The sequence below is a fragment of the Streptomyces formicae genome, assembly GCF_002556545.1.
GTDB lineage: Bacteria > Actinomycetota > Actinomycetes > Streptomycetales > Streptomycetaceae > Streptomyces > Streptomyces formicae_A.
The window spans coordinates 454082-481037 of sequence record NZ_CP022685.1 but is presented as its reverse complement, the minus strand read 5'-3'; the positions used below and the strand labels follow the sequence as shown (position 1 = coordinate 481037).

26 protein-coding genes and 1 pseudogene are annotated in these 26956 nt (G+C 72.3%); 10 read left to right on the top strand and 17 right to left on the bottom strand.

The features are described 5' to 3' along the window. Window positions 1–18: 18 nt before the first annotated feature. The 3 genes from scpA to KY5_RS02025 form a co-directional block, all read right to left on the bottom strand. Window positions 19–2220, bottom strand: a complete 2202-nt coding sequence (scpA, locus tag KY5_RS02035) for a methylmalonyl-CoA mutase (RefSeq protein ID WP_098240542.1) — start codon at window positions 2218–2220, stop codon at window positions 19–21. Beyond that, window positions 2220–4067, bottom strand: coding sequence for a methylmalonyl-CoA mutase family protein (locus tag KY5_RS02030; RefSeq protein ID WP_098240541.1), 1848 nt, complete (start codon window positions 4065–4067; stop codon window positions 2220–2222). The genes scpA and KY5_RS02030 overlap by 1 nt, the downstream gene beginning before the upstream one ends. A gap of 296 nt (window positions 4068–4363) precedes the next feature. Beyond that, on the bottom strand, window positions 4364–5164 hold the full coding sequence (locus tag KY5_RS02025) for a GNAT family N-acetyltransferase (RefSeq protein WP_098240540.1): 801 nt from the start codon (window positions 5162–5164) through the stop codon (window positions 4364–4366). 330 nt (window positions 5165–5494) lie between these two features. Between KY5_RS02025 and KY5_RS02020 the strand changes: the two genes are divergently transcribed. Together KY5_RS02020 and lysA are read left to right on the top strand one after the other, a co-directional pair. Next, window positions 5495–5914: an SAV_915 family protein gene (locus tag KY5_RS02020; RefSeq protein WP_098240539.1), complete on the top strand. Its 420-nt coding sequence runs from the start codon at window positions 5495–5497 to the stop codon at window positions 5912–5914. A 24-nt stretch (window positions 5915–5938) separates the two neighbouring features. After that, window positions 5939–7441 carry a diaminopimelate decarboxylase gene (gene lysA, locus KY5_RS02015; protein WP_234362579.1) on the top strand — a complete coding sequence of 501 codons (1503 nt, stop codon included), beginning with the start codon at window positions 5939–5941 and terminating at the stop codon, window positions 7439–7441. Window positions 7442–7518: 77 nt separating this feature from the next. Here lysA and purB read toward each other — a convergent pair whose 3' ends face one another. Beyond that, window positions 7519–8961: an adenylosuccinate lyase gene (gene purB / locus KY5_RS02010; protein WP_098247013.1), complete on the bottom strand. Its 1443-nt coding sequence runs from the start codon at window positions 8959–8961 to the stop codon at window positions 7519–7521. A 157-nt stretch (window positions 8962–9118) separates the two neighbouring features. Here purB and KY5_RS02005 point away from each other — a divergent pair, with 157 nt between their 5' ends. Then, window positions 9119–9340: a DUF4287 domain-containing protein gene (locus KY5_RS02005; RefSeq protein WP_098240538.1), complete on the top strand. Its 222-nt coding sequence runs from the start codon at window positions 9119–9121 to the stop codon at window positions 9338–9340. Here the strand turns inward: KY5_RS02005 and KY5_RS02000 are convergent. Next, window positions 9337–10116, bottom strand: coding sequence for an SGNH/GDSL hydrolase family protein (locus KY5_RS02000; RefSeq protein ID WP_098240537.1), 780 nt, complete (start codon window positions 10114–10116; stop codon window positions 9337–9339). The genes KY5_RS02005 and KY5_RS02000 overlap by 4 nt on opposite strands. A gap of 53 nt (window positions 10117–10169) precedes the next feature. Continuing rightward, on the bottom strand, window positions 10170–10640 hold the full coding sequence (locus KY5_RS01995) for a MarR family winged helix-turn-helix transcriptional regulator (RefSeq protein ID WP_098240536.1): 471 nt from the start codon (window positions 10638–10640) through the stop codon (window positions 10170–10172). 119 nt (window positions 10641–10759) lie between these two features. Here KY5_RS01995 and KY5_RS01990 point away from each other — a divergent pair, with 119 nt between their 5' ends. The 3 genes from KY5_RS01990 to KY5_RS01980 all read left to right on the top strand — a co-directional run bounded on the left by KY5_RS01990 (window position 10760) and on the right by KY5_RS01980 (window position 12347). Continuing rightward, entirely contained in the window at window positions 10760–11353 is a 594-nt protein-coding gene (locus KY5_RS01990; protein ID WP_098240535.1) for a YczE/YyaS/YitT family protein, read from the top strand. A gap of 12 nt (window positions 11354–11365) precedes the next feature. Beyond that, the gene (locus tag KY5_RS01985; protein WP_098240534.1) at window positions 11366–11938 is read left to right on the top strand and encodes an NADPH-dependent FMN reductase; all 573 of its coding nucleotides are present in this window, start codon (window positions 11366–11368) and stop codon (window positions 11936–11938) included. A 106-nt stretch (window positions 11939–12044) separates the two neighbouring features. After that, window positions 12045–12347, top strand: coding sequence for a holin (locus tag KY5_RS01980; protein WP_098240533.1), 303 nt, complete (start codon window positions 12045–12047; stop codon window positions 12345–12347). A gap of 325 nt (window positions 12348–12672) precedes the next feature. Here KY5_RS01980 and KY5_RS43180 read toward each other — a convergent pair. The 7 genes and pseudogenes from KY5_RS43180 to KY5_RS01945 all read right to left on the bottom strand — a co-directional run. After that, window positions 12673–12750: pseudogene (locus KY5_RS43180) on the bottom strand (ATP-binding cassette domain-containing protein); the annotation flags it as partial. A gap of 61 nt (window positions 12751–12811) precedes the next feature. Next, the gene (locus KY5_RS01970) at window positions 12812–13825 is read right to left on the bottom strand and encodes a hemolysin family protein (protein ID WP_098240531.1); all 1014 of its coding nucleotides are present in this window, start codon (window positions 13823–13825) and stop codon (window positions 12812–12814) included. Then, a complete protein-coding gene (locus tag KY5_RS01965; protein ID WP_098240530.1) occupies window positions 13822–15156 on the bottom strand; it encodes a hemolysin family protein in 1335 nt (444 codons plus the stop codon). The genes KY5_RS01970 and KY5_RS01965 overlap by 4 nt, the downstream gene beginning before the upstream one ends. A gap of 176 nt (window positions 15157–15332) precedes the next feature. After that, complete coding sequence (locus KY5_RS01960; RefSeq protein ID WP_098240529.1) at window positions 15333–15758, bottom strand: GNAT family N-acetyltransferase; 426 nt, start codon at window positions 15756–15758, stop codon at window positions 15333–15335. A 74-nt stretch (window positions 15759–15832) separates the two neighbouring features. Further along, on the bottom strand, window positions 15833–16723 hold the full coding sequence (locus tag KY5_RS01955; protein ID WP_098240528.1) for an LLM class F420-dependent oxidoreductase: 891 nt from the start codon (window positions 16721–16723) through the stop codon (window positions 15833–15835). A 114-nt stretch (window positions 16724–16837) separates the two neighbouring features. After that, complete coding sequence (locus KY5_RS01950; RefSeq protein WP_098240527.1) at window positions 16838–19402, bottom strand: ABC transporter permease; 2565 nt, start codon at window positions 19400–19402, stop codon at window positions 16838–16840. Between the two features lie 12 nt (window positions 19403–19414). Next, on the bottom strand, window positions 19415–20245 hold the full coding sequence (locus tag KY5_RS01945) for an ABC transporter ATP-binding protein (RefSeq protein ID WP_098240526.1): 831 nt from the start codon (window positions 20243–20245) through the stop codon (window positions 19415–19417). A gap of 165 nt (window positions 20246–20410) precedes the next feature. On the opposite strand from KY5_RS01945, the gene KY5_RS01940 reads away from it, so the two are divergent. The 3 genes from KY5_RS01940 to KY5_RS01930 all read left to right on the top strand — a co-directional run bounded on the left by KY5_RS01940 (window position 20411) and on the right by KY5_RS01930 (window position 21514). Beyond that, a complete protein-coding gene (locus KY5_RS01940; protein WP_098240525.1) occupies window positions 20411–20680 on the top strand; it encodes an antitoxin in 270 nt (89 codons plus the stop codon). A 3-nt stretch (window positions 20681–20683) separates the two neighbouring features. Next, window positions 20684–21055: a fic family toxin-antitoxin system, toxin component gene (locus KY5_RS01935; protein ID WP_098240524.1), complete on the top strand. Its 372-nt coding sequence runs from the start codon at window positions 20684–20686 to the stop codon at window positions 21053–21055. Window positions 21056–21151: 96 nt separating this feature from the next. Continuing rightward, a complete protein-coding gene (locus KY5_RS01930) occupies window positions 21152–21514 on the top strand; it encodes a VOC family protein (protein ID WP_234362578.1) in 363 nt (120 codons plus the stop codon). A 38-nt stretch (window positions 21515–21552) separates the two neighbouring features. On the opposite strand, the gene KY5_RS01925 is transcribed toward KY5_RS01930, so the two are convergent. The 4 genes from KY5_RS01925 to bioB all read right to left on the bottom strand — a co-directional run bounded on the left by KY5_RS01925 (window position 21553) and on the right by bioB (window position 25648). Continuing rightward, complete coding sequence (locus tag KY5_RS01925; protein WP_098240522.1) at window positions 21553–22224, bottom strand: class I SAM-dependent methyltransferase; 672 nt, start codon at window positions 22222–22224, stop codon at window positions 21553–21555. A 167-nt stretch (window positions 22225–22391) separates the two neighbouring features. Then, entirely contained in the window at window positions 22392–23126 is a 735-nt protein-coding gene (gene bioD, locus KY5_RS01920) for a dethiobiotin synthase (protein ID WP_098240521.1), read from the bottom strand. 1 nt (window position 23127) lies between these two features. Next, complete coding sequence (locus KY5_RS01915; RefSeq protein WP_098240520.1) at window positions 23128–24417, bottom strand: adenosylmethionine--8-amino-7-oxononanoate transaminase; 1290 nt, start codon at window positions 24415–24417, stop codon at window positions 23128–23130. Continuing rightward, window positions 24410–25648 (bottom strand): biotin synthase BioB, encoded by a 1239-nt coding sequence (gene bioB / locus KY5_RS01910; RefSeq protein WP_098240519.1) that lies wholly within the window; start codon window positions 25646–25648, stop codon window positions 24410–24412. The genes KY5_RS01915 and bioB overlap by 8 nt, the downstream gene beginning before the upstream one ends. Window positions 25649–25768: 120 nt before the next feature. Between bioB and KY5_RS01905 the strand changes: the two genes are divergently transcribed. Then, the gene (locus KY5_RS01905; protein WP_098240518.1) at window positions 25769–26941 is read left to right on the top strand and encodes an 8-amino-7-oxononanoate synthase; all 1173 of its coding nucleotides are present in this window, start codon (window positions 25769–25771) and stop codon (window positions 26939–26941) included. The last annotated feature ends 15 nt before the right edge of the window (window positions 26942–26956 follow it).

The window sequence follows — 26956 nt, the reverse complement described above, 5'->3', positions numbered from 1 at the left end:
ATTGAGGAACTCACCGACTCACAGTTCGTGGCCGAGATCGGCCGCCAGGCGCTTCACCAGGTCGTACGCGGCATCCGGGATGACCGTGCCGGGCGGGAAGACCGCCGTGGCACCCGCTTCGTGCAGCGCCTCGACGTCCTGCGGCGGGATCACTCCGCCCACCACGATCATGATGTCCTCGCGGCCCTCGGCGGCGAGCTCCTCGCGCAGCGCGGGGACCAGGGTGAGGTGCCCCGCCGCGAGCGAGGAGACGCCCACGATGTGCACGTCCGCCTCGACGGCCTGCCGCGCGACCTCGGCGGGGGTCTGGAACAGCGGGCCGACGTCCACGTCGAAGCCCAGGTCGGCGAAGGCGGTGGCGATCACCTTCTGGCCCCGGTCGTGACCGTCCTGGCCCATCTTGGCGACCAGGATGCGGGGCCTGCGGCCCTCGGATTCCTCGAAGGAGTCCACGAGGGCGCGGGTGCGCTCGACGGACGGCGACTGGCCTGCTTCGGTGCGGTACACACCGGAGATCGTACGGATCTGGCCCGCGTGCCGCCCGTAGACCTTCTCCAGTGCGTCGGAGATCTCACCGACGGTGGCCTTGGCGCGGGCCGCGTCGACGGCGAGCGCGAGCAGGTTGCCCTCCAGGCCGGGGCCCGAGCCGCGCTCGGCGGCCGAGGTGAGGGCGCGCAGGGCGTCCTGGCAGGCGTTGTCGTCGCGCTCCTCGCGCAACCGCCGCAGCTTGGCGATCTGCTGGGCGCGCACCGAGGAGTTGTCGACCGCGCGGACCTCGATCTGCTCGTCGCTGTCCACGCGATACTTGTTGACGCCGATGACGGGCTGGCGCCCCGAGTCGATGCGCGCCTGGGTGCGGGCCGCCGCCTCCTCCACGCGGAGCTTGGGGATGCCCGCGTCGATGGCCTGCGCCATGCCGCCCGCCGCCTCGACCTCCTCGATGTGCTGCCAGGCGCGGCGGGCCAGGTCGTACGTCAGCTTCTCGACGTAGGCGCTGCCGCCCCACGGATCGATCGAGCGCGTGGTGCCCGACTCCTGCTGGATCAGGAGCTGGGTGTTGCGGGCGATGCGCGCGGAGAAGTCGGTCGGGAGCGCGAGCGCCTCGTCCAGGGCGTTGGTGTGCAGCGACTGGGTGTGGCCCTGGGTCGCCGCCATCGCCTCGACGCAGGTGCGCGTGACGTTGTTGAACACGTCCTGCGCGGTGAGCGACCAGCCCGAGGTCTGCGAATGGGTGCGCAGCGAGAGCGACTTGGCGTTCTGCGGGTCGAACTGCTTGACGAGCTTCGCCCACAGCAGGCGCGCCGCGCGGAGCTTGGCGACCTCCATGAAGAAGTTCATCCCGATCGCCCAGAAGAACGAGAGGCGCGGCGCGAACGCGTCCACGTCGAGCCCGGCCTGCTGCCCGGCCCGCAGGTACTCCACGCCGTCGGCGAGGGTGTACGCGAGCTCCAAGTCGGCCGTCGCGCCCGCCTCTTGGATGTGGTAGCCCGAGATCGAGATGGAGTTGTAGCGCGGCATCTTCTGCGAGGTGTACGCGAAGATGTCGGAGATGATCCGCATCGAGGGCTTCGGCGGATAGATGTAGGTGTTGCGGACCATGAACTCTTTGAGGATGTCGTTCTGGATGGTCCCGGCCAACTTCTCGGGCGCCACGCCCTGTTCCTCGGCGGCCACGATGTAGAGCGCGAGCACGGGGAGCACCGCGCCGTTCATCGTCATCGACACCGTCATCTTGTCCAGCGGGATGCCGTCGAAGAGCTGCCGCATGTCGTAGATGGAGTCGATGGCGACGCCCGCCATGCCGACGTCGCCGGTCACGCGCGGGTGGTCACTGTCGTAACCGCGGTGCGTGGGCAGGTCGAAGGCGACCGAGAGGCCCTTCTGCCCGGCTGCGAGGTTGCGCCGGTAGAAGGCGTTGGACTCCTCGGCGGTGGAGAACCCCGCGTACTGCCGGATCGTCCAGGGCTGGTTGACGTACATCGTCGGATAGGGGCCGCGCAGATACGGGGCCACGCCCGGGTACGTGCCGAGGAAGTCCAGGCCCTCCAGGTCGGCCCCGGTGTACAGCGGCTTGACCGCGATCCCCTCGGGCGTCTCCCACAGCAGGTCGCTCTCGGACCTGCCGGTGGACTCCTTGACGGCGGTGCGCCACTGCTCGTGAGAGCCCTCGGCGTCGGCGCCGGGCCCCAGGTCGATGGAGGAGAAGTCGGGGATGCGCATTACGCCACTCCCATGCGGTCGAGGGTGGAGGAGAGCACGGCCACGGCGTCGCAGCCCGCGAAGACGTACGCGTCGACGTCGGCGTACTCACCGCGCCCGGCGAGGAACACCCGCTCGGCGCCCGCCGACTTGAGGGCCCGCGCGACCGCTTCGGCCTGCTCGGCGTAGAGCGCGTCGCTGGAACACACGCACGCCACCGTCGCGCCGCTGGACCTGAACGCGTCGGCGGCCGTCTCCGGGTCCACCGTCGCAGGGTCGTGCACGGCCTCGATGCCGCCCGCCTGGAAGAGGTTGGCCGCGAACGTCGCCCGCGCGGTGTGCGCGGCGGCGGGGCCGAGCGCCGCGAGGAACACGCGGGGCCGGGTGCCGGTCTTCGCCAAGTGCGCGTCGGAGCGGGTGCGCAGCTCTTCGTACGCCTCGTCGCGGCGCACGCGGGGCAGCCCCCCGGTGGGCGCCTGCGGAGCTGCCTCCCGCTCCACGGGGCGCTCGGTGAGCTGGGGGAACTCGCTGATACCGGTGATCGGTTCGCGCCGCTTGGCCAGCTTCTTGCGGCGCTCCGCCCAGGTGGCCGCCAGGCGCTCGCCGACCAGGCCGGAGCGCAGGGCCGCCGCCTGGCCGCCCGCGCGCTCGATCTCCTGGAAGAACTCCCAGCCCGCGTGGGCCAGTTCGTCGGTGAGGCGCTCCACGTACCAGGAGCCGCCCGCGGGGTCGATCACCCGCGCCAGGTGCGACTCGTCGATCAGGATCGTCGAGGTGTTGCGGGCGATGCGGCGCGCGAACGCGTCGGGCAGCCCGAGGGAGTGGTCGAAGGGCAGGACGGTCACGGCGTCGGCGCCGCCGACGCCCGCGCTCAGGCAGGCCACCGTCGTGCGCAGCATGTTCACCCACGGGTCACGGCGGGTCATCATCACCGGCGACGTCACCGCGTGCTGGCGCTGCGCACCGGCGTGCGGCGCGCCGCACGCCTCGGCGACCCGGGCCCAAAGGCGGCGCGCCGCCCGCAACTTGGCGATGGACAGGAACTGATCGGCCGTCACCGCGTAGCGGAACTCCAGCTGCGCGCAGGCCTCTTCGACCGAGAGCCCGGCGTCGGTCAGCTCACGCAGGTAGGCGACGCCGGTGGCCAGCGAACTGCCCAGCTCCTGCGCGGCCGAACCGCCCGCCTCGTGATAGGGCCCCGCGTCCACGACGAGCGCCCGCAGCCCCGGGTACTCGCGCCCGCAGAGCCTGGCCAGCTCCACCGCGGCGGCGGGGTCCACCTGCTCGCCGGTGCGGGCCTCGTGGCCGAGGACGTCGGCGCCGAGGTTGCCGTGCGCCGACTCCTTCGAGACGCCCGCCGCCTCGTACAGACGGAGCAACTCGCGGGCGGCGGAGTCGAATTCGGCGCCCGCGTCGAGCGCGATGGGCGCGAGGTCGAGGAAGACGCCGTCGAGGGCCCGCGCCAGGCCGGACACCGGGATGCCGCTCGCGCCCACGCTCAGCCAGAGCGAGGTGACGCCGTGCTCCAGATCGCCGAGTACGGCGTCGTTCGTGCGGGCGGGGTCGGTGCCCGCGTGCCGCTGCCGCACGTCCCAGCCCGCGGCTGCGTTGCCACCGGCCGTGCCGCCCCGTACGAAGGGGGCGAAACCGGGGTGGCCCGCATCGGGCGCGGCGTCGTGGGAGGTGTACAGGGGGCGGGTGGTGAGCCCGTCCTCGAGTGCGGTGGAGAGCGCTTCCTCGGCGGCCGTGCCCGATACGTCCTTACCCGACTTGCGCAGCACGCCTTCCACCAGGCGCTGCCACTGCTCATGGGTCGCATCAGGGAACTCGGCGGCCAGGGAAAGCCCGTCGTCAGGCAGGACCGTCATGCCCCGATGCTAGGACCCAACCCCTGGCACGCGGTGCCGAAAAGGGCTGTGACCTTGCCCTCTTCTGAACTCCCTTGATCTCGAACGGGCGGACGGCTATTGCCTGCCCGGGGCTTCTACCGGCACATTTCGGCCCAGACGGTGATGCAGCGGCAGTGCCGACGGAGCCCCTTTGGGGTGGCACTCGAATGGCTTAGGGGCTGCCTTAGGGGAGGGTCAGCGATGCTGAAGGGGCGGGTCGGCCGGAGATCAGGGGTGCGTCGGGGAACGGGTAGGGGGCGCGGCGCGGAGCGGGTTCACACCGCGGTGCGTGATGCCGGTCGGGGCACCCGAGGCGGCCGGACGGAGGGGTTCCCCGTGGCGTACTGGACGTACTCCCGGTGCAACCGGAAGCCCGCCGTCCAGCCGAGCAGACGGCTGGGCCGGTTGTCGCGCCCGCAGGACCAGCTCGCGGTGCGCCCCCGCGCGGTGATGTCCGCGCACAGCGCCGTCACACAGGCCAGCGCCAGACCCTCCCTGCGGCGTTCGGGCGCGGTGAGCACGGCCACGTCCTCGTACGTGCCGCCGACGAAATAGCCGCAGGCGACGGCCGCCACCCGGCCCGCCCGGTCGAAGGCGCCCCAGGCGTGCCCGGAGGCCGCGAGCCCCGAGGGGCCGCCCCAACTGCTGTGGATCCACGCGCTGTCGTCACCGAGGGCGGTGAGGGCGTCGGCGTCACGCGGCTCGACGCGCCGCACGGTCACCCCGCGCGGCGGACGCGGCGCCGCCACCGGCTCGCGGTGGACGTACACCATGCGCTCCACCGGTACGAGGCGGTCGAACGCGGCGCCGAGCACGGGAAGGAAGCGCACCGGAGCCTCCACGCGGCTGCGCGCGAAGGGCGCGAGGAGGCTCGGGGTGAGGCTGTGGGGATCGCCGCCGAGCAGTACGTGGCCCGCGCACGAGACGGCCGCGACGCGCGGAGCCACGGCGTCGTCCACCCACCAGTCGCCGACGCCGCCGGCGGCGACGTGCTCGGGCACGGAGGCGGGCCCGGGTTCCCCCGTGGTGAACCAGCGGTAGACCGCGGGCAGCGGCTGCTGGGGAAGCTGAAGCATGGGGGCTCCTCCGGAGTGAGACCTTCGAGTGAACTGGGCGTGCCACCGGCCGACCCCTGAACGGCGGCCCGTCTCGGCGTCGGCGGGTTCCCGTCCCGACCGACATCCAACTGGCCAGGGGGCGCGGGCTCAAGAGCGAGGCGACGGCTTTGACGCCGCACTGACGACCGAAGGGCCCCGGCGACAGCATCGCGTCAGGGCGGGGCGCCCCCGCGTCAACGTCGCGTCATGGAGGGTCGGTTGGCACCTCGTGCCGGGCATAACGTCACTGTATGCCGCAGGCCGCCGATGCGACCTGCGGCGCCCGACCTGTCTCCATCGGAGGAACCCATGGCAGAGCTCCCGTGCGGCGAGGACCCCGAGCCCTGTGAACCCGGCCCGGCCGGGCCGCTGTTCGTCCCCGTCCGGCCGGGACCCGCGGGCTGTGTGGCCCGCCTGTTCCGCACGGCCGTCGGCGGGCGCACCGCCGTCGCCTTCACCACCGAGGCGCGCCTCGGCGCGGCCCTCGGCGACACACAGCCGTGGATCCGGCTTTCCGCACCGGCGCTGCGGGCACTCGTCGAACCGCTCGGCGTCGGCGACGTCACCGTCGATCCACGGCTGGCCGCGCATCGCGTCGGACCGCCCCCGCTGCGGCCCGGCGAGCGCTGTGCCACCGCGTGGCGCGATCGGGACCCGCAGACGGCGGGCGCGCCGCGCGTGAGCGGAACGGCGGCCCTGGTGGGCGCGCCGACCCTGTGGATCGGCTGAGGCCGAAGCGAAAAGAGACCTGTCATGACGACCCTGCACGTACCTCCGTTCCCTGTACCGCTCCCTCAACCGGTGGCGCCCGACCCCGTCGGCGACCTCTCCCCGTCCGAGCCCGCACCCGAGCCCGCACCCGAGCCCGCACCCGAGCCCGCGACCGAGCTCCCGTCCAAGACCTCGTCCGAGCAGGCGTCCGGCTCCGTGTCCGGCTCCTCGTCCGACTGCCCGTCCGACGAGGAGCTGTCCATCTGGCCCGCCTCCACCACGCCCCTCGCGCGCGGTGACCTCTCCGTGGGCGGCGTCCCGGTCACCGAGGTCGCCGATCGCTTCGGCACCCCCGCCTATCTCCTGGACGAAGGCGAGGTGCGCGCCCGCTGCCGCGCGTACCTGCGCGCCTTCCCCGAGGCCGAAGTCCTCTACGCCGCCAAGGCGTTCCTGTGCCGCGCGATGGCGCACTGGATGGACGAGGAGGGCCTGGGCCTGGACGTCTGCTCGGCCGGTGAGCTGGAGCTCGCCGTCACGACCGGGTTCCCCGCCGAACGCATCGTGCTGCACGGCAACGCCAAGAGCCCGCACGACCTGGCCGCCGCGCTCCGGCTCGGCGTCGGGCGCATCGTCATCGACAGCGCGTCCGAGATCGCCCGTCTCGCCGCCGCCGTGCCGACCGGCAGCAGGCAGAAGGTGATGGTCAGGGTGGTGCCCGGCATCGCGGCGGGCGGGCACGTCAAGATCCGCACGGGCACCGACGACCAGAAGTTCGGCCTGTCCCTCACGGACGGCTCCGCGCAGCACGCCATCGCCCGCATCCTGGGCCAGCCCGCGCTCGAACTGGTGGGCCTGCACTGCCATCTGGGATCACAGATCACCACGGAGAAGCCGTTCCTCGCCGCGGTGCGCAGGCTGGTCGGCCTGATGGCGCGGGTCAAGGACCAGCACGGCGTCACGTTCCCCGAGCTGGACCTCGGCGGCGGCCACGGCATCGCCTACCGTCCCGGCGAGGACGCGCTCGACATCGCCTGTCTCGCCCGCAAGGTGCGGGCCGAGCTGATCGAGAGCTGCGCGGCGGCGGGACTCACCGTCCCGCGCCTGATCGTGGAGCCGGGCCGCGCGATCGCGGGCCCCTCCGGAGTGGCCCTCTACCGGGTGCTCGCGGTGAAGCGCACCGCCCACCGCACCTTCGTCGCCGTCGACGGCGGCATGAGCGACAACCCGCGCCCGGCGCTGTACGGGGTGCGGTACGAGCCCCGCCTGGTCGGCCGGAGCACCACGGCCGAGGCCGCGCCCGTGACCGTCGTGGGGCGGCACTGCGAGGCGGGCGACATCCTGGCGACGGACGTGCCGCTGCCGGGGGACGTACGACCGGGGGATCTGCTGGCCGTCCCGGTCGCCGGTGCGTACCACCTGTCGATGGCCTCCGGTTACAACCTCGTGGGCCGCCCGCCGGTGGTCGCGGTGGCCGAAGGACACGCCAGGCTGCTGGTCCGGCGGGAGTCCCTGGAGGACTTCCGCAGCAGGGACGTGGGCCTGTAACGCGGAAACGCGACGGCGGCCCCGGGGCACGATGCCCCGGGGCCGCCGTCGCGTGGATCCGTGTGGTGGTGGAACCGTCAGAGAATCGCGCCCGGCGCGTACGCCGCGGCCTCGGGGTGCTCCTTCAGGAGCGCCTCGATCCGCGCGACGACCACGGCGACCTGGTCGCTCGCGGCACCGGTGAAGGACAGCTTGTCGGCCATCAGCTCGTCGAGCTGCGCGCGGTCCAGCGGGATGCGGGAGTCGGCGGCGAGCTTGTCGAGCAGTTCGTTGCGCTCGGCGCCCTGCTCGCGCATGGCGAGCGCGGAGGCGACCGCGTTCTCCTTGATGGCCTCGTGGGCCTCCTCGCGGCCCACGCCCGCGCGCACCGAGGCCATCAGGACCTTGGTCGTGGCGAGGAAGGGGAGGTAGCGGTCCAGCTCGCGCGCGACGACGGCGGGGAAGGCGCCGAACTCGTCGAGCACGGTCAGGAAGGTCTCCAGGAGACCGTCGAGCGCGAAGAACGCGTCGGGCAGCGCGACCCGGCGGACGACGGAGCAGGAGACGTCGCCCTCGTTCCACTGGTCGCCCGCGAGCTCGCCGGTCATCGAGGCGTAGCCGCGCAGGATGACGGTGAGGCCGTTGACGCGCTCGCAGGAACGGGTGTTCATCTTGTGCGGCATCGCGGACGAGCCGACCTGGCCCGGCTTGAAGCCCTCGGTGACCAGCTCGTGCCCGGCCATCAGGCGGACCGTCTTGGCGATCGAGGACGGCGCGGCCGCGACCTGCACGAGCGCGGTGACGACGTCGTAGTCCAGGGAGCGCGGGTAGACCTGGCCGACCGAGGTGAAGGCCGTCTCGAAGCCCAGGTGCGAGGCGATGCGCTGCTCCAGGTCCGCCAGCTTCGCGGCGTCGCCGCCGAGCAGGTCGAGCATGTCCTGGGCGGTGCCGACCGGGCCCTTGATGCCGCGCAGCGGGTACCGGTCGATGAGCTCGTCGAGGCGGCGGTAGGCGACCAGGAGCTCGTCGGCGCCGGTCGCGAAGCGCTTGCCCAGCGTGGTCGCCTGGGCGGCGACGTTGTGCGAGCGGCCCGCCATGACCAGCTCGGCGTACTCACCGGCGAGCTTGCCGAGCCGGGCGAGGACCGCGACCGTGCGGTTGCGAATCAGTTCGAGGGAGAGCCGGATCTGCAGCTGCTCGACGTTCTCGGTGAGGTCGCGCGAGGTCATGCCCTTGTGCACGTGCTCGTGCCCCGCGAGGGCGTTGAACTCCTCGATGCGGGCCTTCACGTCATGGCGCGTGACCTTCTCGCGCTCGGCGATGGAGGCGAGGTCGACCTGGTCGAGGACGCGCTCGTAGTCGGCGATGGCGGCGTCGGGGACGTCGATCCCCAGGTCCTTCTGCGCGCGCAGCACGGCGAGCCAGAGCTGACGCTCCAGCTTCACCTTCTGCTCGGGCGACCAGAGGGTGGCGAGCTCGGCGGAGGCATAACGTCCGGCGAGGACGTTCGGGATACGGGGCTTTGCGGGCGCGGCAGTCACGTGCACGGAGTTTACCTGGCCTCCGACCTGCACTTTGACCGTCCCTACAGCCCGGCGGGCGCGGCTCCTTGGAGCATCGTCCAGAGCGGCTCACGCAGCGTCGGCCCTCGACCACTGGGCGCAGCGCGTTGTCAGTGGCGGGTGCCATGCTTCGATCATGACTGAACCTGTGAAGGGCCCCGCCAGCTACTTCCCGTCGATCGAGAAGAAGTACGGCCGGCCGATAGCCGAGTGGAAGACCCTCGTCCGCGCCTCTCCCCTGACCAAGCACATGGAGCTGGTGGGCTGGCTCAAGACCGAGCACGGGATGGGGCACGGCCACGCCAACGCCCTGGTCGCCCACACGCTCGCGGAGGAGGCGGAAGGCGAGCGCGCCTAGGGCAACGGGCCGTCGTACGGCAGCAGGTCGGGCCGCTTGGGCGGGCGTCCGTCGCCGGACGAGCGGCCCGTGAGGCGGCGGCCGATCCACGGCATGAGGTGCTGCCTGGCGAACCGCGCGTCGGCGACGCGGCGTGCGGCCCACCGGGGCGGCAGCGCGGCGGGCAGCGGGGTGCGCCAGTCGTCCTCGGGCGGGTAGCCGAGCGCCTGCCAGACGGCCTCGGCGACCCTGCGGTGGCCTTCGGCCGTGGGGTGCAGCCGGTCCACGTCCCACATGCGCTGGTCGCCGAGCACGGCCGCGCCGTACAGGTCCACGACCACCGCGCCGTGCCGTGCCGCCAGGCCGTCGAGGTGGTCGAAGAGCTCCTCCATGCGCGGACGGAAGCGTTCCATCACCGGGCCGTTGCGACCGGGGCTGCGCATCAGGACGAGCTGTTTGCAGGCGGGGGCGAGACGCTCGACGGCCTCGTCGAGCAGGCCGCGCACGCGGTGCATGTCGCACTTGGGGCGCAGCGTGTCGTTGAGCCCGCCCACCAGGGTGATCACGTCGGGCTGCATGGCGGCCGCGACGTCCACCTGTTCCGCGACGATCTGACCGATGAGCTTGCCGCGCACCGCGAGGTTCGCGTACCGGAAACCGGGCGCCTCGGCGGCCATCCGGCCGGCCAGGAGGTCGGCCCAGCCGCGGTAGCTGCCGTCGGGCAGCAGGTCCGACATGCCCTCGGTGAAGGAGTCGCCCACCGCGACGAGACTGGTGTAATTGGCATTCATCTGCATGGCGGAAGCGATCGTATCCCGCCGGGGCGCGGCGTGGACGGGGACCGCGGGTCTCAGTCGGTGCCGGGTTCGGTGAGCCGCGCCACCACCGTCTCGGCGGCGCCCGCGAACGCCTCGATCTGCTCGGGGGTCAGCAGGTCGATGAAGTGCCTGCGTACGGACTCCACGTGCGGCGGTGCCGCCGCCTCCAGGGTGCGCAGGCCGTCGTCGGTGAGGACGACGACCGCGCCCCTGCCGTCCGTCGCGCACTCCTCGCGCATCACGAGTCCGCGCTGCTGCATGCGGGAGAGGTGGTGGGAGAGGCGGCTGCGGGACCAGAGCATGCGGTCCGCGAGTTCGCTGACGCGGCGGCGGTGGTCGGGGCTGGCGCCGAGGTTCGACAGCACGTCGTAGTCCGGCTCGGAGAGGGCGCTCTGCCGGTTGAGGTCGCGCGCGAGCTGGGCGTTGAGCAGCAGGAACATGCGACGGTACGCCTCCCATGCGCGCTGCTCGGAGTCGGTGAGCCAACGGGGTTCCCGGGTCATGCGTCCCAGCGTAGCGAAAGTTTGATTGACATGTCACTCACTCGGCTCCTACCGTGGCGAAGAAGTGAGTGACACGTCAATCACCTGATGGGCGTGTTCCGAGGGGGCGGGAGTCGCCGATGTGGGCACGGTCGATGAGCCTGCTGTTCGGGCTCGTTCTGTTCGGCGTGAGCGTCGCGTTGATGGTCGCCGCGGATCTCGGCCTCCCGTCCTGGGACGCCCTGCACCAAGGCGTGGCGCGCACTACGGGGCTGCCGTTCGGCTGGGTGGTGAACATCGTGGGCGCTCTGGTGCTCCTGGCCTGGATTCCGCTGCGGGTCCGCCCCGGCGTCGGCACCCTCTGCAACGTCGTCGTCGTCGGACTCGCCGCCGACGCGGCACTCGCCGTCCTTCCCGACCCGGGCGCCCTCGTCGTACGGATACCGCTGCTGCTCGTGGGCATCGGGCTCAACGCCCTGGCCACCGGGCTCTACATCGGAGCGGGTCTCGGGCCCGGACCGCGCGACGGCCTGATGACGGGGCTCGCACGGCGCGGCGTCTCCATCCGGGTCGCCCGCACCGCGATCGAGGTCGGAGCCCTGGCCGCGGGCTGGCTCCTCGGCGGGACGCTCGGTGTCGGCACGGTGCTGTTCGCCGTGGCGATAGGCCCGCTCGCCCAGCTCTCGATCCGCCGCTTCTCGACGCCGCCACCCCGTTCCGTCACCACCACGTAAAGGATCAGCACGATGCCTCGTCTGTACGTCGTCTCCGCCAGCACCCGGTCCACCTCCGCCGGGCGCCCCCTTGCCGCCTGGATCCGCGAACTCGCCTCGGCACGGGACGAGTTCGACACGTCCTTGATCGACCTCGGTGAGATGGCGCTGCCGTTCTTCGACGAGCCGGAGCATCCTGCCGAGGGGCGCTACGTCCATCAGCACACCAAGGACTGGAGCGCGGCGGTCGACGCCGCGGACTGCTTCGTCTTCGTGATGCCGATGTACAACGGCGGCTTCACCGCACCGCTGAAGAACGTGATCGACTATCTCCATCGGGAGTGGCAGGGCAAGCCGGTGGGCCTGATCAGCTACAGCGCGGGCAGCTCCGGCGGGGCCCCGGCCGTCGAGATGATCCGGCCGGTGCTCGAAAGGGTGGGCCTGCGGGCCGCGGCGAAGGCGCTGTCGATTCCCGGCATCGAGGAGCGGATCGGCGTGGACGGCCGGTTCCTCGGCACGGAACCGATCGCGGCGGAGGCCGGCGAAGTCCTGGACGAGGTGGCGCTCCTGGCCACCGGGGTGACCGCTGACGCGGCCACACGCTGAGCCCGGGCGCCCCGAGGTGCTCAGAGGCCGCGCGGAGGCGCTGGGCAGAAGGGCGTGACGGCGGTATGCCATAGGCACGCCGTCGTCACGAGAGAGCGAGCCAGCCATGTGGACCGCAGCCTTCTGGAAGGCCACCGCGGAGCGTGCGATCCGCACCTTCGCCCAGGCGCTCGCCGCCGTCCTGGTCGCGGGGGCGACCAGCCTGCTCGACGTCCCGTGGGGCGCCGCCTTCGCGACGGCGGGCCTCGCGGCGGTCCTCGCGGTCCTGACGGCGGTCGGCGCGTCCGAGGCGGGTGCGAAGGGGCCCGGCATCACCGAGCGCCCGACCACTCCGGCACCGATGCCCGCGGCCTCGACGCCGACGGCGGGTGGTCCCGGGGCGGGTGGTCCGGCAGCGGGTGGGGTGTGACTGGCGCGGTGTGCTTCGGGCGGGTGGGTTGGGTAGTCGGTAGCGGTCGCCGCCCGGTTCTGGCGGTGGGCGGCGTGTCCGGGGTGGGGGTGAAGGGCGCTGGCATCGCCGGGTGCCCGACCCTTCGGCGCTGAGGCCCGGGGGCCGCTCGCCCGTCGGCGGGCGGACCCGCGACGTCGGACCCTGCCGCGGCGGGGCGTGGCACCGAGGCGCTAGCCCCGCCGCACCGGCCCCACCCGCCCCGATTCCGCCCGCACCTCGTCCCCGCGGAACCGCTCCCGGAGCCTGCGGTCGTGGGAGACGATCACCACGTTCCCGCGTAGTTCAGACGCAGCAGCGTCGACTTGCCCGAGCCGTTCTCGCCGATGACCCCGGCCCGCTCGCCGGGGCGCACCGCGAGGGAGGCCGTTCGAGGCGGGCATCCCCCTCGGGTCGGGATTCGGATTCGCATCCGTACGAGCGACTCACACGGGCTGGCCGAAGAGCTCCCTCAGCACGTCCTCCATCGTGACCATCCCGGCGAGCCTGCCGTCGGAGCCGAGCACCGCGGCCACGTGCGTACGGCTGCCGCGCATGGCGGTCAGCACGTCGTCGAGCGGCGTCGCCTCGCGGACCTGGGCGATCTTCCGCATGTCGGGGACCCGGAACGGCAGATCGCGTGGCGAGCGGTCGAGGGCGTCCTTGACGTGCAGGTAGCCGACGATCCTGCGGCCCTCGTCGACGACGGGGAAGCGCGAGAACCCGGACTCGGCCGAGAGCTGTTCGAGCTGCTCGGGAGTGACGCCCACGCGCGCGTAGACCACGTCCTGGAGCGGCAGCACCACGTCCCTGACCGGTCGGCGGCCCAGTTCCAGGGCGTCGTGCAGCCGCTCCTGCGCGCGGTCGTCGATGAGTCCCGCGTCGCTGGAGTCCTTGACCATGCGGGCCAGCTCGTCGTCGGAGAAGCTCGCGGACACCTCGTCCTTCACCTCGACGCGCAACAGCTTCAGCAGGCCGTTGGCGAACGCGTTGATCGCGAAGATCACCGGACGCAGCGCCCGCGCGAGCGTCACCAGGGGCGGCCCGAGCAGCAGTGCCGTGCGCACCGGCTCGGCCAGCGAGATGTTCTTGGGGACCATCTCGCCGAGCAGCATGTGCAGATACGTCGCCACGGTCAGCGCGATCACGAAGGAGATCGGATGGACCAGGCCGTGCGGCACGCCCACCGCGTCGAAACCGGGCTCCAGGAGGTGCGCGATGGCCGGTTCGGCCACGATGCCGAGCACGAGGGTGCACAGGGTGATGCCGAGCTGCGCCGCGGCGAGCAGCGCCGACACGTGCCGCAGCCCCCACAGCACGCTCTTCGCGCGCTTGTTCCCCTCCTCCGCGTACGGCTCGATCTGGCTGCGGCGTACGGAGATGAGGGCGAACTCGGCGCCCACGAAGAAGCCGTTCACGACGAGCGTCGCGAGGCCGATCAGCAACTGGACGGCGATCATCGGGCATCCTCCTCCGGCTCGTCCGCGGTCAGGGGGGCGTGCAGCAGCACGCGCGCGGCGCGCCGCCCGGAGGCGTCCACCACGTCGAGCCGCCAGCCGCCGACCTCGATGGTGTCGCCGACGGCCGGGATCCTGCCCAGCTCGGTGGCGAGGAGTCCGGCGAGCGTCTCGTAGGGGCCTTCGGGCGTCCGCAGGCCGACCCGCGCCAGCTGGTCGGTGCGCGCGGCTCCGTCGGCGGAGTAGAGCGTCCTGCCGTCGTCGTCCGTGCCCGCGGCGGCGATGTCGGGCGTCTCGTGCGGGTCGTGCTCGTCGCGCACCTCGCCGACGACCTCCTCGACGATGTCCTCCAGGGTCGCGACCCCCGCGGTGCCGCCGTACTCGTCGATGACCACGGCCATCGTGCGCTTGCCGGAGAGCCGGTCGAGCAGCCGGTCGACCGTCAGCGTCTCCGGTACGAGCAGGGGCTCGCGCATCAGCTCGGCCACGGGGTAGCGGTTCCTGCGCTCGGCGGGCACCGCGAGGACGTCCTTGATGTGCGCGACACCGACCACCGAGTCGAGGTTGCCGCGGTAGACGGGGAAGCGGGACAGGCCGGTCGCGCGCGTGGCGTTCGCGACGTCCTCGCAGGTGGCGTGCACGTCGAGGGCCATGACCTGGACGCGCGGCGTCATCACGTTCTCCGCGGTGAGATCGGCCAGGTTCAGCGTGCGCATGAACAGCTCGGCGGTGTCCGCCTCCAGCGCGCCCTCCTTGGCGGAGTGGCGGGCCAGGGCGATCAGCTCCTTGGGTCCGCGTGCGGAGGCCAGCTCCTCGGCGGGCTCGATGCCGAAGAGGCGTACCGAACGGTTCGCGGTGTTGTTCAGATGCGCGATGAAGGGCCGGAAAGCGGCGCTGAACAGGCGCTGTGGCGTCGCCACCCGCTTGGCGACCGCCAGCGGCGACGAGATCGCCCAGTTCTTGGGGACCAGCTCGCCGATGACCATCAGGAAGACGGTCGAAAGGGCCGTGCCGATGACCAGGGCCACCGAGGAGGCGGCCGACGACGGCACGCCGAGGGCGCGCAGCGGGCCCGCGATCAGCTTGGCGATGGACGACTCGGAGAGCATGCCGACGACCAGATTGGTGACGGTGATGCCGAGCTGGGCGCCGGAGAGCTGGAAGGTGAGGTTCTTGACGGACTTGAGGGCGCCCGTGGCGCCCCGCTCGCCGCGTTCGACGGCCCGCTCGAGTTCGCTGCGCTCGACCGTCGTGAGGGAGAACTCCGCCGCGACGAAGACCCCGCACGCCAGGCAGAGCAGCACCGCCACGAGGAGCAGGAGCACTTCGGTCATCGGGTCACCTCCGTCCCATGATCGGGCAGGGGCGGGAGGAATGCGCGATGTCGGGTACTGGGAGGCTCGCCCATGGGCGGACGCTCACACCTTTCCGTGGAGACGAGTGGTCCCACCATGTTAATTCCCCTGCGGGGCCGCCCCCGCGCCCCGACGGGACCGGGGCCCGGCCGCCCTCAGCCGTCGAGCGGCTTGACCCACCGGCTCCACTGCGGCTCCGGCGCGTAGCCCGCCGCGCGCCAGGCGTGCTGGGCGAGGCCGTTGCGGTCCAGGACCATCGCGTCGCCGCGGCGCCCGCCGAGCCGTACGAAACGCTCCTCCGCGGCGGCGAGCAGCGCCGCGCCCACGCCCCGGCGGCGGTGGTCGGGGTGCACGGCGAGGCGGTAGAGGTGGCAGCGCCAGCCGTCGAAGCCCGCGATGACCGTGCCCGCGAGGTCGCCGCCGCGCTCGGCGAGGATCAGGGCCTCGGGGTCCCGGTCCACGAGCCACTCCACTCCGGAGCGGTCGTCGCTGATGCTGGTGCCCTCCGCGGCCACCTTCCAGAAGGCGAGCACGGCATCGAGGTCCTCGGGCGTCGCGGCCCGTATCCGAAGATCGTCCATGCGGGCATCCCATCACCGGCAGGGGCCGCGCACGCGGAATTTCCAGCATGCGGACAGCGGGGGAGCCACGGTGGTCAGCTGCCCGCCAGTTCCTCGATGACAGGACCGAACGCCTCGAAGTACGGCTCGAGGACCGTGATGTACGAGAAGCCGTACCGCTCCCGCTGGGCGCGCAGCTGATCGGCGATCTGACGCACGGTGCCGATCAGGAGGAGGGGGAGTTCCAGCGCGGTCTCCTCGGTGAGGTGGGGGATGTAGTCCACGACCGGGCGGATGGCCGCGCGGCGGTCGTCGGTCACCTCGACCATCTGGACCAGCAGGTTCAGCTCGGCGGGTTCGGCCCGGTCGGCGGCGAAGCGGTGGTAGGCGGCGAGCCGCCCGTCCAGCTCTTCGGCCGTGAGGTGGAGCAGCTTCCCGCTGTCGTCGCCCGGGACCGACCTGGCCCCGGTGAACGCCGCGATGTCGGCGTGTTCCGCGGCGAGCCGCAGCATGCGGTCGCCGTTGCCGCCGATGAGCAGGGGCGGCCGGGGCTTCTGGAGCGTCGGCGGCTGGTGCTCATCGGAGGCGAGGAGCGCGGTCAACTCCTCGACGGTGCGCCGGAGATGGCCGACCCGCTCGCCCGGTGTGCCCCAGGGCAGACCGGCCGCGTCGTGCTCGGGTTTGACGTAGCCGGTGCCGAGGCCGAGTTCGAGCCGACCGCCGGTGAGGGCGTCCGTGGTGGCCACGTCGCGGGCCAGGAGCGCCGGGTTCCAGAAGCCGGTGTTGAGGACGAACGTGCCGACCCTCGGCCGCTCGGTGGCCTCCGCGGCGGCCACGAGCGTGGGGAACGGCGCGGGCGCCCCGAGGTGGTCGGGGACGAGGAGCACGTCGTAGCCGAGCGCCTCGGCCTTGCGGCACTTCTCGCGCCAGGCGTCGCCCGTCGTCAGGCCGACCAGATTGACGCCGAAACGGAATGGTCGGGTCATGAACTCTCCTCGCACGTGGGCTACTTGAAGGCTGCGGGCAGTCCATCACCGGGCCCGCCCGGCCGCCATCGATGTCGTACGAAGCCGGTGGCGGCCGCCGCTTCGCCCCTCACTTCACTCGTGCGCGATGGCCGCGAGCACGTTCATGCGCGAGGCGCGCAGCGCGGGCAGCAGTGCCGCCGCGAGTCCCACGACGACGGAGCCGATCACCACCGCGACGATCGTGCTCCACGGGATCGCGAGTTCCTTCATCCCCTGGAGCGCGAGGACCTGTTGCACGGCGACGCCCCAGACCAGGCCGAGCGCGAGCCCGAGCAGCGCGCCGAACACCGCGATGACCACGGATTCCAGGCGGATCATCCGGCGCAGCTGACGCCTGCCGAGGCCGATGGCGCGCAGCAGGCCGATCTCGCGGGTGCGCTCCACGACGGACAGGGCCAGGGTGTTGACCACGCCGAGCACCGCGATGACGATCGCCAGGCCGAGCAGGGCGTAGACGAGGTAGAGCATCACGGCGATCTGCTGGCGGATCAGCTCCTTGTAGTCGGCCTGGTCGCGGACCTGGACCTGCGGATAGGGGTCGAGGGTCTTCTCCAGGCGGTCGCGCAGGGTGTTCGCGTCGGTGCCGGAGGCCGCGTTGACGTACAGCGCGGAGTCCTGGCCGCCCGGCACGTACTTCTCGACCGTGCCGAACCCGACGAAGAGACCGCCCTCGACGCCGAAGCCCTCGGCCGTGTCCATGTCGGTGAGCGCGCCCACCGTCAGCTTCGTGGTCTGCTTGCCGGGGAAGGTGGCGGAGAGCTCCTGGCCCATGCGGACCTTGTGCTTCGCCGCGAAGTCCGCGTCCATGCCGATGTGTCCCGCGGCGAGTGCGGCGCGCGAACTGCCCTGCGCGTACGAGACGTGGATGACGTCGTCGAGCCGGGGATCGTAGCCGGACGCGGCCGTCTCGACGTCCTTGCCGTCGGGCATCGCCAGTTTGAGGGGCGTGAAGCGCTGGCGTACGACGAGACCCGCACCCTCGGTGTCCTTGACCTTCCCCGTGATCTCCTGCGGGAACGGCATGAACTGGCTGTTCTGCACGACGAAATCGGCGCCGAGGGTCTTGTCGATCTGCCGGTCGAACGACTTGGTCATCGACGCGCTCGCCACCGAGAGACCGCCCACCAGGGCGAGGCCCACCATCAGCGCGGCGGCCGTGGCGCCGGTGCGGCGCGGATTGCGCAGCGCGTTGCGCTGGCTCATCCGGCCGATCGAACCGAACACGGTGGGGAAGGCGCCGCCCAGGACCCGGATGACCGGGCGCACCAGGAGCGGGCCCGCGATGACGGTGGCGATCAGGGTGAGCACGACACCGAGCCCCAGCAGCGACGCCGCCGACGAGGTCTTCTCCGCCCGCGCGCAGCCCACCAGAGCGGCTGCCCCGGCCGCGCCGACGAGCGCGCCCGCCACCGCACGGACCCTCAACGGCCGCCCCACACCGGCGATCTCGGCGTCCGCGAGCGCGGCCATGGGCGAGACGTGCGCGGCCCGGCGCGCCGGTAGGTAGGCGGCGACGAAGGTGACACCGACCCCGACGACGTACGAACTGACCGGCGTGGCCCAGCCGACGACCATCTCCGTGGACTTCAGGTTCATTCCGAGCAGGCCCATGAGCTTGATGAGCCCGAGGGCGAGGCCGATGCCGAGGGCGAGGCCGAGCGTCGAGCCGACGAGCCCGAGCAGCAGCGCCTCGACGAGTACGGAGCGGCGCACCTGCCTGCGGTCGGCGCCGAGCGCGCGCAGCAGGCCCAGTTCGCGGGTGCGCTGCGCGATCAGCATCGAGAAGGTGTTGACGATCAGGAAGATGCCCACGAGCACGGCGACACCGGCGAAGCCGAGCATGACGTACTTGATGACGTCCAGGAAGCCGCCGAACTCCGATGCCGCGGAGTCGGCCTGTTCGTCGGCGGTCTTCAGGTCGTAGCGCGAGCCGAGATCGGCGGCGATCCGGTGCTTGAGCGTCGTGTCGCTCACGCCGTCGGCTGCGGTCACCGAGATGCCCGTCGCCACGTCCGTCGAGCCGAGGAGTTCGCGCTGGGCCGTCGCGGTGTCCAGGAAGACGAGGGCGGCGCCGGGATTGGTGGTGGTGAAGGTGGCGATGCCGACGATCTCGACCTTGAACGAGCCGGGACGCGCGAGGACAGTGAGGGTGTCGCCGATCTCCACGTTCTTCTTGTCGGCCGTGTCCGCGTCGATCATCGCCTGGCCGGGGCCGCGCGGCGCGTGGCCCGAGGTGAGCTCGACGGGGCTGCGGTCGCTAGCGTACCAGTTGGTGGCGATGGTGGGCGCGCCGGTGGTCGGTCCGACCGATTCGTTCTTCCGGTCGACGACCGTGATGTTCTCGACCTCCGCGTCGAGGTGCGCGTCCGCGACACCGGCGACCTTCGCCACCCGCGTCCGCAGGCTCGCGGGCACCGTCGGCGTCTGTCCGGAGGGCACCGCCTCGTCGAGGTCCTCCTTGGCGGAGACCGTCACGTCGGCGGCCGTGGACGCGAAGAGCCGGTCGAACGTGCGCGTCACGGTGTCCGAGAAGATCAGGCTGCCCGCGACGAACGCGACCGAGAGGATGACGGCAAGGGCGGAGAGCATCAGCCGGCCCTTGTGCGCGAGGAAGCTCCTGAGCGTCGCCTTCAGCACGGCGCCCCCGCCTCAGCCCTGCTCGGTGGCGCTGTCGGCCGGGCCGTGGGGCGGCCCCGGTGCCACGGCGTGCAGCGCGTCGAAACGCTTCATGCGCTCCAGGACGCCGTCCGCCGTCGGCCGGGCCATGTCGTCCACGATCCGTCCGTCGCCGAGGAAGAGGACCAGGTCGGAGTGGGCGGCCGCGCCGGGGTCGTGGGTGACCATCACGACGCTCTGACCGAGCTTGTCGACCGCCTCGCGCAGGAAGCCGAGCACTTCGAGCCCGGCGCGCGAGTCGAGGTTCCCCGTCGGTTCGTCGGCGAAGATCAGCTCGGGCTTCGAGGCGAGCGCACGGGCGCAGGCCACACGCTGCTGCTGTCCGCCCGAGAGCTGGGCAGGACGGTGCTCGAGACGGTCCCGCAGGCCGAGGGTGTCGATGACGTGCTCCAGCCACGCGCGGTCGGGGCGCTGTCCCGCGATGTCCATCGGGAGCGTGATGTTCTCCAGGGCGTTGAGCGTGGGGATGAGGTTGAAGGACTGGAACATGAAGCCGATGCGGTCCCTGCGCAGCCGGGTCAGCTCGCGCTCCTTGAGCCCGGTGATCTCGGTGTCACCGAGCCACACCTGGCCCGCCGACACGTTGTCGAGCCCGGCCAGGCAGTGCATCAGCGTGGACTTGCCCGAGCCGGACGGCCCCATGACGGCGGTGAACCGCTCGCGGGCGATGTCCACGTCGACCGAGTCGAGGGCGAGCACCGTCGTCTCGCCCGATCCGTAGGCCTTGGTCAGACCGCGGGTGCGCGCGGCGATGGCGGTGGGCCCCGAGTGCCCGGTGAACGGTGCCGAAGCAGGTGTGGACAAGGCCGCCTCCTGGGTTGTGGCCGTCCCGACTCCCGTAATCCCGCCGAGAGTAGTGGGGTGCGCAGGGTGTCCGGTATCCCTCCGAGGTCGTGGCCCGAAACCTATGTAAGGGGCAAGGTTCTGGCGCTCTTGCCGGTGCTAGCGTTCCGGCGCTAGCTTGATGGCATGGCGAAGACTCAGCTGAACGTGCGGGTGGACGAGGACACCGCCCGGGCCGCGCGGGAGCGCGCCCTGGCCCGAGGCATGAGCGTGAACCGCTACATCGAGGAACTGGTCAAACAGGACGCGGGCGAACTGGGACACACCTTCGTCGAGGCCGCTGCCGACTTCATGAAGCAGTACGAATCCGTCTTCGCCGAGGAGTTCGGCGCGGAGCGCGAGGGCAGCCGCCCCCTCGGTGAGGGCAGCCGCCCGGTGCGTGAAGGCCGTCGCTGAACGTTGAACCTCAGAATCGATCTTGCCTGGCTGCTCATGATCGCCGAACACAAGACGCCCGGAGACCCCCAGGTCACCGACTGGGGAGCCCTCGTCGCCGCCATCAGCAGGCACGAGGCCGAGATATTCGGCATGCCCGTCTACGAGACCCCGCACGACCGCGCCGCGGCGCTCCTACAAGTGCTGCTCCACATCCCCGCGCTCGAACGCTCCAACGCGCTCTTCGCCTCCTCCGTCGCGTACGCCTACCTCGTCTCCAGCGGCCTCAAGGTCGTCACCTCGCCCGAGCAGGTGCGCGATCTCGCCCGCCTGGTCAAGGAGGACGGCGCGAGCGTGCACGCCATCGCGGACCAGCTGCGGCTGTGGAGCCTGTGAGCCGCCGAGCGGCCCACCGATGAGTTGTCGCCGCCGCGGGGGTCAGTACGGATGACCGGCCGCGCGCCTGCGGCACCCGTCCGTCGGAGGAGAAGCATGCCCACCGCCATCCAGCCCATCATCGCGACGCCCGACGTCGACCGCCTCGTGACCTTCTACCGCGAACTCCTCGGCGCCGATGAGGCCGAGCGCTTTCCCGAGGACGGCGAAGTCTTCTTCGTGCAGCTGACGCTCGACGGCGCGGAGCTCGGCGTCGTCGCGAACGCCGACGCCGAGACCGGCGCACCCGGCCGAGTCCTCCTGAGCGCGATGGTCGAGGGCGTGGACGACCTGCTCAAGCGCGTCGAACCCCTGGGCGGCACGGTGTCCGGGGAGCCCAACGACATGCCCTGGGGCCAGCGCGTCGCGCACATCAAGGACCCGGACGGCAACGTGGTCAATCTCTGCCAGGCCCTCTGAGACCCGGATCCGCCGGGACAGGGCGCGCGTCCCGGGCGTCAGGCGGCGTCCGGGCGGCGTGCCGTGCCGAGCACGCAGTACGACGTGGGCAGGCGCGGGCCTCTCGCCGGCACCAGGAACCGCCGGTGCGCGCCGAGTTCGAAACCCGCTGCGCGCAGCGCCGCCAGGGGGTCGCGCCCGACGTGGCAGCCGCCGAACAGGGGCGGCCACACCGTGCGGTCGAGGACGCGCTGGGCCGCCGACATCAGCGTGCCCGGCGCCTTGCCGTGCTCGAAGAAGCGGAGCTCGCCGCCCGGCCGCAGCACCCGGCGGATCTCGCCCAGCGCCCTCGGCACGTCGCGCACGCTGCACAGGACGAGCGAGACGACGGCGGCGTCGAACGCCTCGCTCTTGACGGGCAGTGCCTCCGCCGCGCCCGGCACGACGTCGACCGGCACGTCGGCACGCAGTGCGGCGGCGACCGCCAGCCGCCGCAGCAGGCGTTCCGGCTCGATCGCCACGACCTCGGAGACCGCGCCCGGGTAGTACGCGAAGTTGAGCCCGTTGCCCGCGCCGATCTCGATCACCCGCCCGGACAGCCCGGCGAGCAGCGCCTTGCGGTGGGCGCCGATCACGGGCTCGGCCGCCACGCTCTGCCGGGCGTAGAAACGGGCGAAGACGGGGTGGTGCACGATGTCCCGTGACACGGGCCTGGGGGAGCGCGGCGACATGAACCCTCCTCGACGGAGCGAGCGGATACCGCCATGGTGCCCCGAGGGCGGGCATTCCTCTCCCGCCCGAGGCGGGGAGCCCCTGTGAAGGAGTCCCGCTGAGGGAACCCTGCGAAGGAGTCTCCATGAAACAGGAAAGGGGACGCGACCGCCGCGGCTCCCCGTCCTCAGACCGCCCGCGCCCCCGGCGCCTCCCGCTCGGTGAACGCTGCTGCGTCCCACGTGCCGCCCAGCTCCGGAGCGAGCCAACTCCCCGCTGCCGCACGGAAGGCGGGCCCTTCGAGCGACCCGGCGCCCTCCGGGACCGCGCCGAGGAGCGGTGTGCCCGCGTCCTTCGGCAGGTCGGCGAGGTTGCAGCGGGACGCCAGGTCGGGGGCGGCCGGCCAGCTGCCGATCAGCGGTCCGAGCTGGCGCACGCCGCGCGCCCGCAGCGCCTCGGCTGTCAGCGTTGTCGCGTTGAGCGTGCCGAGGCCCGCCGTCACCACCATCAGGACCGGCGCGCCCAGGAGCCGCGCGGCGTCCGCGAGGGTGCCGCCCTCGTCGTCGAGGCGTACGAGCAGTCCGCCCGCGCCCTCGACGAGGACGAGGTCGTGCTCGGTCGCCAGCTTCGCCGCCGCGTCGGCCACCTGCTGGGGCCGGACCTGGGCGAGACCGGCCCGCCGTGCCGCGACGTCCGGCGCCAACGGCTCGGGATAGCGGGCGAGTTCGAGGGTGGTGATGCCCTCGCCCGCGAGCCGCGTCACCTCCCGCGCGTCGCCGGGATCGTCGGGGCCGACCCCGGTCTGCGCCGGTTTGAGCACCGCGACGCTGCGCCCGGCCGCGACGGCGACCGCGGCCACCGCGGCCGTCGTCACCGTCTTGCCGATCTCCGTGCCCGTACCGGACACCACGATGACCGTCATGTCAGCCCTCCTTCGCCGCCGCGCACACCGCGCGCGCGATCCGTGCCACGTCGTCGTCGCCCGTGACGAACGGCGGCATCGTGTAGATCAGGTCGCGGAACGGCCGCACCCACACGCCCGCGCGTACCGCCGCGTCCGTGGCCGCCGCCATGTCCACCGGGTGATCGAGCTGGACGACGCCGATCGCCCCGAGGACGCGGACCTCCTTGACGCCGGGCAGGGCGGCCGCCTCGGCAAGCCCCTCGCGCAGGCCCGACTCGATGCGTTTGACCTCGGTGCGCCAGTCCTGCCCGAGCAGCAGGTCGATCGAGGCACCGGCCACCGCGGCGGCCAGCGGATTGCCCATGAACGTCGGCCCGTGCGCGAGGACCGGAACCTCGCCCCGGGAGATGCCGTCGGCGACGCGCGGTGTGCACAGGGTCGCCGCCATCGATAGATATCCGCCGGTCAGCGCCTTGCCGACACACATCACATCGGGTGCGACAGCGGCGTGGTCGGCCGCGAACAGCTCACCCGTACGACCGAACCCCGTCGCGATCTCGTCGAACACCAGCAGGACGTCATGGGCGTCGCACGCCTCGCGAAGCGCGCGGAGGTAGCCGGGGGAGTGGAACCGCATGCCGCCCGCGCCCTGCACCACCGGCTCGACGATCACGGCGGCGAGTTCGCCGGCGTGCGCCCCGATCAGCTCGTGGAGGTGATCGGCGTACGACGCGTCGAACGCGTCGAAACCGGCCGGGGGCGCGTCCGCGAACACCTGCTGCGGAAGCACGCCCTGCCACAGCTCGTGCATGCCCCCCTCGGGGTCGCACACGGCCATCGGCTGCCAGGTGTCGCCGTGGTAGCCGCCGCGCCAGGTCAGCATGCGCCGCTTCTCGGGGCGGCCAAGGGAACGCCAGTGCTGGAGGCACATCTTCACCGCGACCTCGACCGCCACCGAACCCGAGTCGGAGAGGAAGACGTGCTCCAGGCCCTCGGGCGTGATGTCGACGAGGCGCTTGGCGAGCGCGACGGCGGGCTCGTGCGTGAGCCCGCCGAACATCACGTGGCTCATGCGGTCGAGTTGGCCGCGCACCGCGTCGTTGAGGACGGGGTGGTTGTAGCCGTGGATCGCCGACCACCAGGACGACATGCCGTCGATGAGCTCGGTCCCGCCGTCCGCGAGACGCATCCGGACACCGCTCGCGGACTCGACGACCAGGGGTTCCCGGGTGCCCGGCATCGGCCCGTAGGGGTGCCAGACGTGCTGCCGGTCGAGCGCGATCAGGTCCGCGGTGGAGAGGTCACGCATTGGGTGCCAGGTCCGTTCCCGCGCCCCGGCGACGCACCGCCACCAGATCCGTGCGCGCCTCGTTGGCCTCGGCCGCGGGCTCGGTCACGGGTCCGGCCGTGGCCTCGTCCGAGGACGCGGCCGGAGCCTCGGAGCCCCCGCACGGACCGCACCCGCCGCCTTCGTGCGCACCACAGCCGCCCGTCGCGCCGTGCGAACCGCAGCCCGCGGCGGCGGCCGCCGCGTCGACCCGGTGCTTCGGCAGCGTCACCTGGTCGGTGCCCTCGACCTCGAAACCGGCGTCCGCGATCATGTCCAGGTCCGCCTGGCCCGCCTGGCCCTCACTGGTCAGGTAGTCGCCCAGGAAGATGGAGTTGGCGAGGTTCAGGGCGAGCGGCTGCATCGAGCGCAGATGGACCTCGCGGCCGCCCGCGATGCGCACCTCGATGTCCGGGCAGACGAAGCGGGTCATGGCCAGGATGCGCAGGCAGCGCTGCGGCGTGAGGTTCCACTCCTTGGCGAGCGGCGTGCCCTCGAAGGGGATCAGGAAGTTCACCGGCACGGAGTCCGCGTCGAGTTCGCGCAGCGCGTACACCACGTCGACCAGGTCGTGGTCGCTCTCGCCCATGCCCGCGATCAGCCCCGAGCAGGCGGAGAGGCCCGCCGCGTGCGCCTTCTGGACGGTGTCGACGCGGTCGGCGTACGTATGCGTCTTGGTGATGTCGCCGTACGTCGCCTCGGACGTGTTGAGGTTGTGGTTGTACGCGTCGGCGCCCGCGCCCCGCAGGCGCTCCGCCTGGCCGTCCGAGAGCAGGCCGAGGCAGGCGCACACCTCGACGCCCTCGTTCTGCTCCTTGACCGCGGCGATGGTCTGCGCGACACGGTCGACGTCCCGGTCCGTCGGCCCCCGGCCGCTCGCCACCAGGCAGACGCGCTTGGCGCCGCCCGCGACCCCGGCGGCCGCGGCCTGGGACGCCTCGTCGGGCTTGAGCCAGGTGTACTTGAGGATCTCGGCCTTGGAGCCGAGCCGCTGCGAACAGTACGAGCAGTCCTCGGGGCACAGGCCCGACTTGAGATTGACCAGATAGTTGAGTTTCACCCGTCGCCCGAACCAGTGCCGCCGCACCTTCCCTGCGGCGGCCACTACGTCCAGGAGGTCGTCGTCGGAGGTGGCCAGTACGGCCAGCGCCTCTTCGCGGGTCGGCAGTTCGCGCCGAAGCCCCTTGTCCACCAGCGTGTTCAGCAGATCCATGGCGCTGATCCTTACGTACGGCGACCCCCCTGGCCAAGGAGAGTTCGTACAACAGAAACGGTTTGAGGTGTGGGTATTGCCACACCCTGGCCAGGTGGCCGGGCGGCTAGGGTCTGTGCAATGTCTACAAACAGGCCCCGTGTGGCGGAACCGGCGAGCACGCCGTTCGACTGGCTCGACGAGCAGGCCGGGCTACGGTCGGCGGCCGGTCTCGTCCGCACCCTGCGGCCCCGCGCGGCCGACCCGGGCGGCCTCCTCGACCTGGCGAGCAACGACTACCTGGGCCTGACCCGGCATCCCGCGATCGCCGAGGGCGCGGCCGGGGCGGCCCGGCGCTGGGGCGGCGGCGCGACCGGCTCGCGCCTGGTGACGGGCACGACGGAGCTGCACGCCGAACTGGAGCGGGAACTCGCGGAGTTCTGCGGCTTCGAGGCGGCGCTCGTGTTCTCCTCCGGGTACACCGCGAACCTCGCGGCCCTCACCGCGCTCGCCCCGCACGGCTCCCTGATCGTCTCCGACGCGAGCAACCACGCCTCCCTGATCGACGGCTGCCGCCTCGCCCGCGCCGCGACACAGGTGGTGCCGCACGCCGACCCCGCCGCGGTGCGCAAGACCCTGGAGGCCCACGGCGGCCCCGCCCTGATGGTCACCGACTCGGTGTTCTCGGTGGACGGCGACGCCGCGCCGCTCGACGAACTGGCCACCGCGTGCCGGGAGTTCGGCGCGGGGCTCGTCATCGACGACGCCCACGGGCTCGGTGTGCTGGGGTCCGGCGGCCGGGGCGCGCCGCACGCGGCGGGGCTCGCGGGCGCGCCCGACACCGTGGTCACGCTCACGCTCTCGAAGTCCTTCGGCAGTCAGGGCGGCGCCGTGCTCGGTCCCGCCAAGGTCATCGAGCACCTGGTGAACGCGGCCCGCACCTTCATCTTCGACACCGGGCTCGCGCCCGCTTCGGCCGGTGCCGCGCTCGCCGCCCTGCGTCTGCTGCGCGCCGAGCCGGAGCGTGCGGAGCGGGCGCGGGAGGTCGCCGCCGAGCTGTATCGGCTGCTCACGGCGGAGGGTCTCGCGGCGGTGCGTCCCGAGGCCGCCGTCGTCTCCGTACGGGCGCCTTCACCGGACGGGGCCGTGCGCTGGGCGGCCGACTGCCGGGCCGAGGGTCTCGCGGTGGGGTGCTTCAGGCCGCCGTCCGTGCCGGACGGCATCTCGCGACTGCGGCTGACCGCCCGTGCGGATCTCACCGACGAACAGATCGCCGATGCCGTACGAGTGATCAGCCGCAACGCACCCGGGTAAGAACCGGTCCCGGCC